Below are 6,725 nucleotides of genomic sequence, written 5' to 3'. Positions count from 1 at the left end.
GATCAGTTATTAGCTGCAAGACTTACCGATGGTAATTGCGAAATAATGATGGCGGTAAAAAGTGGCCGTGCCATTCGTTTCCCCGAAGAAAAAGTACGCAGCACAGGACGTGGAGGAATTGGTGTGGCTGGTATAGAAGTAGATGATGAAAAAGATGAAGTAGTGGGTATGGTTTGCGTAAACAGGGAAGATAAGAGCAAAACCATTTTGGTGGTGAGTGAAAAAGGTTACGGCAAACGAACTTCTTTAGATGATGCAGAAAGCGGCGAAGCCAATTACAGAATTACCAACCGTGGAGGTAAGGGCGTTAAGACCATTAATGTAACTGAAAAAACAGGCGGACTTGTTGGATTGCTGGATGTAACTGAAAAGGAAGATCTGATGATAACCTGTTTGTCGGGCATTACTATTCGTATGCCGGTTTTACAAATTAGCGAACAGGGCCGGGCAACGCAGGGGGTAAAATTAATAAGGGTAGATGAAGATGATGCCATTGCAGCCATTACACAATTGGATGAAAAAGAAGAAGAAATTGAAGTGGAAGCTACCGAAAGTAATTTGTCAAATGAGGCAATTACTGACAAAGCTGATACTTCAAGTGATACATCAACAGAGGCGCCTGATACAGATGAAACAGATGCTACTGAAAATACTGATAATCAGTAAATGGTAAAGATTGTTTTATATAAAAAGCCAATAATTTTTATTATTGGCTTTTTGTTTTTTATGGCATTTTGTAAGGCTCAAAATTTAAGTACAGCCAGGTTTTTTTTTGAGGAAAAAGACTTTGCCCGTGCAAAAGAATCGGTGGACAGTTTTGTTTTGATAAATGAAAACAATACAGAAGGATGGTTGCTGAAAGCCAATATTTATAACGCCATAAGAAAAGATGTTGAATCAAAATACCTTGCAGCGGATGCCGGGATGGAAGCTTTTGAAGCTTTGAAAAAAGCAAAACAATTGAACAGCGATTTTGTAAGGGATCAATTAAAACCTACTCATTACAATTTACCATTTGATTTATACAATGGCTATACCAACGAAGGCCTGGCATATTTTAATGCCGGTGCCGAACGTAATGATAAGGGCAGTTACAGCGAAGCATTAAATAAATTTAAAAACGCCGGGTTGGTAAGTAGTTACATTTACAGCAATGGTTGGGGACTTTCAGCCTTTGATACCAACAACATTTTTTACAGTACCAAAGCGGGCATTAATGCCGGTAAGGAAACAGAGGCGCTGTATTTTGCAAAGAAAATTGCAGATGCAGGCATTACTCAAAGTACATCCAGCAAGGGATTTGAAAGTATTTACCAATGGCTGGTATATTATTACAAGCACCAAAAAGATGGTGAGAATTTTAATAAATATGCAGCGATAGCCATGCAAAAATTTCCAGCATCTGTTTATTTTAATTTGATAATGATAGACTGGCTGGGGCAGCAAGGAGATTATACAAACCTTTTTGTTGCTTATGCAGCACTTTTAAAAAAACAACCGGAGAGTAAATTTCAGTTTGCTTATTTGAATGATGTATTTAATTATTTGTACCAAAGTAAAGCAGACATAAAAGACAAAGCATTGTATGAACGCATTTTGAAAAATAGGCTTTTGCAATATTTAAAAACAAACACTGCATTAGTTGATGGCAGGTTATTACTGGGGAAATTCTACATTAATAAAGCAAATGATGTAGGGAAGGAAATGAAGCTGGGATCTACAACGGATGCTAAGGTTTTAAATGGATATAAAATAGCTCAACGGAATTTTTTACTACAATCAAATATTTATTTGAAGGAGATTGTAAATAAATTTTCTAAAAATAATCGAGTGGTTTATAAAGAAGCATTGCAGTTGTTGATTTCAAACTATATTTTTCTAGGAATGAAGAAAGAGATAAGAAAGAACCAGGCTACGGTGCAGTAGTTCTTAAGTTACTTACTTTGAATAAATTTTAGCAATATTGTTAAGGCAGCCAAAATTACTGCAAGTATGGATAGATAAAAGCTCATTTTAGCTCTGTCTTGCGTTTTTTTATAGTCCGATAATTTATTGGTAATGTCTATTACGTCACTGCGAAGTTTCTGCATTTGTAAATTTTCCTTTTCTTCATTTGCTAAATCTTTAGTGTTTTGCTCTTCAATTTGTGCATTTGAATAAGCAGAATATGAACCATATTCATCTAAAGCTAATTGCCCTTGAGTAGTTAATTTACAAACTTCAGATTGAGAAATGGATTCACTAACAAATCCTGTAGCTAAAAGTTTTGCCTTAAAAAGTTCTTCTTTATTATCTGCAACATAAAGGCTTTCATAATCTAAATAGTTTGTACCGTCTAAGAGAATTTTCAAAAAAACATCTATTCGCTCTAAATCAGTTGAATTTTCATTTAACCCATCATAATCATTATTGGGGTTTGCAATATTCATCATATCAGCCATTGAAGTAGTTTTTAATAAAAGTTAAGTTAATGTACTCCATAATCTTCGTTCTGAGATGGCAGGCAGGGGTGCAATTTGTGTGGTTGCCGTGTTTTAAGTCTTTTTAGAAAACGTTAGTTAGTCATTGGTTCTTTATTTGTCCAAACTCTAGGGATATTAAAGTCTGCATTTTGGCGATTGTTTCATTGCTGAATTTATCCATAAAAATATGGCCTTCTTCATTAACAGTAATTTTTCCTCCTTCTTCTGTAATTATGTTTTCAATACTTCTAAGAGCCCACATATATCGATATTTATTTTTCTCCATAAAGTAGGCTAAAGTCTGTTGTTCAAAGGTTTCAATATTTAAGTTGAAATCTGAAATATTTTCAGCTTCAAGGTCGCCTAATCTGTAGTAAACTTTCATGTATTTAATATTTCGCATAAATCTACTTCATAATCTTCGCTCTGGGGTGGCGTTGGCGCATTTATTTAATTGAATATCAAGCGGCTATTTAACATAATATTAATTATAAGAAAACAATATTTCAATAATTCCCTCTATCGCTATTGGATTCAACCAATATCACTTGTATATTACTCTACAATAAAACCCTTCCTAAAATCATGGATTTAACTCAACCAGCCGATTCTGATCTTTCTGCGTTATTTTAGTTTTAAAATGCAAATCATTTAACCCAGTTTTTAAAATAAAACCTTCACTTATTTATGAAAAAAGTATCAATTTACTTAGTTGCACTTTTTGCAATTACTATTATTAAAAGCTGTAATAATAATTCCACTACAGATCATTCTACCGCAGATACAAATATTTTGGTAAAAGAATATAGCGGCCCGCCCTATACCATACAATTGGTGGAATTTGTAAACAATTCGCTGCCCGATCTTCATTCTTATACACATGCCACCTACGGCGATAAGATTGTAATGCTTGGCGGACGTACCAATGGTTTACATGCAGGTACTTACAAATTTAACCAGGACAATGCCAACGATTCTATTTATGTAATTGATACTAAAGGATGGGATAATAACCTAACCAACTGGCAGGTGTACAGTGCAGCCGCCAAAGCAATAACCACTATTGATCGTATTAACAACGATCATTTTCTTGCCAATAATGCCGAGTTTTTTACAAAAGACAGTGTACTTTATATGCTGGGGGGATTACTTGGAGCCAGCGCACCAACAAAACTTCCGTTAACCATGCCTTATATGACTGCAATTAATTTGCCCACACTTATTACCAGTGTTATAAATAAACAGGCACTAACGGCAGGCTCCATTCGCCAGGTAGTAGATAGCAGCTTTGCAATAACAGGCGGCGAACTAAGTGTAATTGTCAACACCGTTTATTTAGTATTTGGATGGAACTTTCCCAAGGACCTGTATACCCATCAAGTACAAAGTTTTACTTTTAAAGATGATGGGCATACCATAACAATAAACCACATTCCTGTATGCCCAACCTGTAAAGATAATTATGTGGATTCGCCAAAAACTTCTACTGGTGGAAATTTTAGAAGGCGTGATGGAAGCATGACTGCAATGATTGATCCCGGAGCCAACGAAATGCATTCACTGCTGTATTTTGCAGGCGTTTTTAAAAATGGGAATACAAATTTTACTTCGCCGGTATGGATTAATGGCAACTCAGCTGCAGAAGATACCAGTTTTGTTATGCTATCTAATGTTTATACCTGCCAGGTAGTTCCGGTTTACAGTAAACAAAGAAAAGAATGTTATGCAACAATGCTGGGTGGTATGAAGAATGCCCAATACACTGGCGGAGCTATTACAAAACCTGTCTTACTTCAATACAAAGGTGCTGATGCTAACACCACTCTTACGCCGCCAGATTTAGCTTTATTTACCAGTATCCCATTTTCTAATCAGTTTACTACTATTTCTGTAAACGCAGCACATCAATATGCACAATACCTGCTGCCCGATTCGTTCCCAAATTCTAAAATACCTTATACGCTGCCATTTGTACCAGCTACAGCTACAACAAAGGCAATACCAGCTTTAGTAGTACCGGCAGGAAGTGTTTTTTACAACGGTTCCGAATCTGAAATAACCTGGGCAGTTAATAAAAGCGCTTTATCAAATGGCGTAATAGATTATGATGCATTTATTAATGATAACCCTGCCGGCGGTAATATTGGCTACCTGCATGGAGGGATACTTTCCTATCAACCAAATGTATTTGGCCCAAATTCGGTTCATTATTCAATAGCAAGCAACCGGATTTTTGCAATTAGAATTGTGCCATTGGGTAAATAATTTTAAACAGCTTTAATTTAACCGGATGTTTTTAACTAACATCCGGTTTTGTTTTTGACTAACTTAAATTATGAATTAGCCCATCATAATAACTAAGTGTATTTTTGCATTTATGCAATCAACTAATATAGCCGGAATTTTAAGCAATTTTAAAATTGAACAACTTAACGAAATGCAACTGGCTTCGCTGGATGCAATAGAAAAAAATAATGATACCATTTTAGTTTCTACCACAGGCTCGGGTAAAACGCTGGCGTTTTTATTACCACTGGTTAATCTTTTAAAAACAGCTATTAAAACACCGCAGGCATTAATAATTGTACCCAGCCGTGAGCTGGCCATTCAAATTGATGATGTATTTAGAAAAATGCAAACCGGTTTTAAAGTTTCTGTTTGCTATGGCGGGCATAAACGGGAAACGGAAGAAAATAATTTGCTGCAGGCGCCGGCACTTATCATTGGTACGCCTGGCCGCCTGGCCGATCATATACGCAGAAATAATTTTGCCACCGCAGATATTGCAACGCTGATATTGGATGAGTTTGATAAATCGCTTGAACTGGGTTTTCAGGAAGAAATGGAATTTATTATCGGCTCACTAAAAAATATAAGCAAACGTGTATTAACCTCTGCAACTGAATCTGTTGAAGTTCCAAATTTCATTGGATTAAAAGATGCAGTACGACTAAATTATGCTCATCTGGTGAATGAAAATTCTTTGGGTCTGGAGATCAAAACTGTTTTTTCTGCTGATAAAGATAAAGCTGATATTCTGTTTAAATTGATCTGTTTTTTAGGCAACCGCTCCACTATCATCTTTTGCAATCACCGCCAATCTGTTGAAAGAACCAGCGAAATTTTAGCCGACAAAGGCATTGTAAATGTATTTTATCATGGCGGCATGGAACAACAGGAACGTGACAGTGCTTTATGTAAATTCAGAAATGGTACTTCAAACGTTTTAGTTACTACAGATTTGGCGGCCCGTGGTTTGGATATTCCCAACATCCGCAACATCATTCATTATCACCTGCCGCAATCGGAAGATATTTTTACACACCGCAATGGCCGCACAGCACGTATGGATGCCAGCGGCACAGCCTATGTAATTTATTCGGAAGAAGAAATTTTGCCGGATTATATTACCGCCACTGCAACTGATCAACAGTTAAATGATGTAAACGAAATTCCCGAAAAACCAAAATGGAGTACTCTTTTTATAGCTGCCGGTAAAAAGGATAAAGTAAACAAAATTGATATCGTTGGCTTCCTGGGGCAAAAAGGCCAATTAAAAAAAGAAGATATTGGTTTAATAGAAGTAAAAGATTTCTTTTCTTTTGTAGCGATAAAAAAAATAAAAGTAAGTGAGGTTTTGCAGTTAATTAAAAATGAAAAGATAAAGAATAAGAAGGTGAAGATTGAAGTGGCGAAGTAATCATGTACTTAATCCGCTTTGATAAAATTTCAATAAAGGTATGCCGCATCCCTATGCATTGGGAAGTGACACAACGATGTTTCCAATTGGACATTTAATCTACCCGGTAAAAATTGTCAGTCCCGATTGTAATCGGGATTGTCGAAACCGGGTGCAAGAGTAAATCCGCCTTCGACAAGCTCAGGCTGACAGTGTATTTTCAATGTCCAATTGGTAGTAAATAGAATTCCTAAAGTTTGTACCAAAAAAATACAGCCGTAATACGGCTGCATTTTTATTTATTATTTTTAAAAAAATTATTTTATTTTCAATACCGGCCTTAATTTATAATCGCCATTGCCCTCTTTTTTTACTGATAAAGCTGCATCAAAATCAATTAGTACAGTTTCTAAAGTAGCAGCTAATTTTTTACTTATTTTTATTTTTAAACCAGATTGTGCTCCACTTGGAATTACTAACGGGTAAACAATTCCGTTATCTTTTATAGTGTTGTTGGGGCCAAGTACAAAACGGATTTCTTTAACGGTTTGCTGTGGTAAAACCAATGACGCTAAAAGGGTGTC

At 35.9% G+C, this 6,725-nt stretch carries 7 protein-coding genes; 4 read left to right on the top strand and 3 right to left on the bottom strand.

Annotated elements, in window-relative coordinates; translation table 11 throughout:
* Together ACY65O_RS04720 and ACY65O_RS04715 are read left to right on the top strand one after the other, a co-directional pair.
* A partial coding sequence (locus ACY65O_RS04720) for a DNA gyrase C-terminal beta-propeller domain-containing protein (protein ID WP_462219695.1) occupies positions 1-666 on the top strand: 666 nt, incomplete at its 5' end.
* Positions 667-1,926 (top strand): hypothetical protein, encoded by a 1,260-nt coding sequence (locus ACY65O_RS04715; RefSeq protein ID WP_462219694.1) that lies wholly within the window; start codon positions 667-669, stop codon positions 1,924-1,926. It abuts the gene before it with no gap.
* Positions 1,927-1,934: 8 nt separating this feature from the next.
* On the opposite strand, the gene ACY65O_RS04710 is transcribed toward ACY65O_RS04715, so the two are convergent.
* Positions 1,935-2,441: a hypothetical protein gene (locus ACY65O_RS04710; protein ID WP_462219693.1), complete on the bottom strand. Its 507-nt coding sequence runs from the start codon at positions 2,439-2,441 to the stop codon at positions 1,935-1,937.
* Between the two features lie 121 nt (positions 2,442-2,562).
* The gene (locus ACY65O_RS04705; protein WP_462219692.1) at positions 2,563-2,847 is read right to left on the bottom strand and encodes a hypothetical protein; all 285 of its coding nucleotides are present in this window, start codon (positions 2,845-2,847) and stop codon (positions 2,563-2,565) included.
* A gap of 302 nt (positions 2,848-3,149) precedes the next feature.
* Here ACY65O_RS04705 and ACY65O_RS04700 point away from each other — a divergent pair, with 302 nt between their 5' ends.
* Together ACY65O_RS04700 and ACY65O_RS04695 are read left to right on the top strand one after the other, a co-directional pair.
* Positions 3,150-4,727 carry a hypothetical protein gene (locus ACY65O_RS04700; protein ID WP_462219691.1) on the top strand — a complete coding sequence of 526 codons (1,578 nt, stop codon included), beginning with the start codon at positions 3,150-3,152 and terminating at the stop codon, positions 4,725-4,727.
* Between the two features lie 112 nt (positions 4,728-4,839).
* Positions 4,840-6,162 carry a DEAD/DEAH box helicase gene (locus ACY65O_RS04695; protein ID WP_462219690.1) on the top strand — a complete coding sequence of 441 codons (1,323 nt, stop codon included), beginning with the start codon at positions 4,840-4,842 and terminating at the stop codon, positions 6,160-6,162.
* Positions 6,163-6,458: 296 nt separating this feature from the next.
* Here ACY65O_RS04695 and ACY65O_RS04690 read toward each other — a convergent pair.
* Positions 6,459-6,725: DUF4382 domain-containing protein (locus tag ACY65O_RS04690; protein ID WP_462219689.1), on the bottom strand; the 267-nt coding region annotated here is incomplete at its 5' end.

This window comes from Ferruginibacter sp. (assembly GCF_031430955.1).
GTDB lineage: Bacteria > Bacteroidota > Bacteroidia > Chitinophagales > Chitinophagaceae > Ferruginibacter.
Note: the sequence above shows the minus strand (reverse complement) of the source record. Positions and strands in the feature narration are given on the sequence as shown.